Consider the following 1,684-nt stretch of genomic DNA (forward strand, 5'->3'; position numbering starts at 1 on the left):
TTGTAGTAGCTTTTTAGAAATGTCGTGTTCCAGCCATTTAGAAATGTCGCGTTTGGACCTCGGTAAGCTTGTCGGCCCCCGTCAGATCATGGAGCCGGCGATGCACCGAACAGCATTGGTGACATTGAACATGCGAGAACTCGACCGTCTGAAGGTGATCCAGGCTGTGGTGGATATGGGCTTGAAGCCCGGCCGTGCAGCCGAACGGCTGGGGCTGACAGTGCGGCAGATCGAACGCCTGGTGATCCGCTATCGGGAATCCGGCGCAGCTGGACTAGCTTCGCGTAAGCGTGGCGGTCCCGGCAACCGTCGCCTGGACCCAGGGGCCGCCGACCGGGCTCTGTCGATCATCCGCGATCGCTATGCCGATTTCGGGCCGACGCTGGCCTGCGAGAAGCTCTGGGAGTGTCACGGCATTCGGCTAGCCAAGGAAACGGTCAGGAAGCTGATGACGGACGCTGGCTTGTGGATTCCGCGCCGACAGCGTCCGCCGAAGGTCTACCAGCCGCGAGCGCGGCGCTCTTGCCTCGGTGAACTGATCCAGATCGACGGCAGCGATCATCGGTGGTTCGAGGAACGGGCGCCGGCCTGCACGCTGCTGGTATACGTCGACGATGCGACGAGCCGGTTGATGATGCTGCACTTCACGCAGACCGAATCGACCTTCAGCTACTTCGAGGCGACGCGAGCGTATATCGAGTGCCATGGCAAACCGGGGGCGTTCTATAGCGACAAGTACAGCGTGTTCCGCAATTCGACGCCGGGCAAGACTGGTAATCGGGTAACGCACTTTGGCCGCGCGATGTACGAGCTGAACATCGATACGTTTTGCGCAAACAGCAGTCCGGCCAAGGGGCGAGTCGAGCGAGCACATCTGACGTTGCAGGATCGCTTGGTCAAGGAGATGCGGCTGCGTGGGATCAACACGGTGGCCGACGCCAACGCTTACGCGCCCTCCTTCATGGCCGCCTACAACACACGCTTCGCAAAGCCGCCGAAGAGCGACTTCAATGCACACCGATCGCTGCGCGCCGACGAGAATCTCGACTTGGTGATGACGTGGCGCGAGCCGCGGAAAGTGACGAAATCGCTCACGGTGCAGTACGACCGAGTGATGTATTTGCTGGACGATACGCCGGAGAATCGGAAGCTGATCGGTCGAACGATCGAGGTATGGGAGTACCCGGACGGGCGCATCGAACTCCGAACAGAGGGTCGCATGTTGCCCTGTAGACAGTACGACCGGCTGGCCGAGATCGATCAAGCTGCTGTTGTCGAACACAAGCGCCTGAGTCACGTGCTCCAGGTTGCGCAGACGATCCAGGCGCAACGCGATAACAGTCGAATCGGTAAAGCCCCATCTCGAACGCATCGTGGCGACGCGACGCGAACCAATCGAAACGAGGCTGAACCGGGCAAGAAGAAGCAACGCGAGATCACGCAGGCCGACATCGAGCATGTGATCGTGGATCTGGCGCACCGTCGGCAAACCGCAAAGCCGCCAAACAAACCTAGCCGTCGGTCTGCAAAAGCTGGAGAAACGAACGTGAGCGCCCTGCCCGTTCAGGCGCCGACCTTCGACACTGCGTAACGCTCAAAACGAGGAAAGAGACGCAGCCAACCAACCTTAAAACCGGACATTTCTATCTGGCTGGTGCCCCGACATCTTGAAATGGCTACGACA

Annotated in this window: 1 protein-coding gene; it reads left to right on the plus strand. The window is 59.8% G+C overall.

Features of this window, described 5'->3' with window-relative positions:
• Positions 1–100: 100 nt before the first annotated feature.
• Positions 101–1,591: an ISNCY family transposase gene (locus DID99_RS36540; RefSeq protein ID WP_124489885.1), complete on the plus strand. Its 1,491-nt coding sequence runs from the start codon at positions 101–103 to the stop codon at positions 1,589–1,591.
• Positions 1,592–1,684: the final 93 nt, after the last annotated feature.

Source organism: Burkholderia sp. Bp8986 (assembly GCF_003854225.1).
Lineage (GTDB): Bacteria > Pseudomonadota > Gammaproteobacteria > Burkholderiales > Burkholderiaceae > Burkholderia.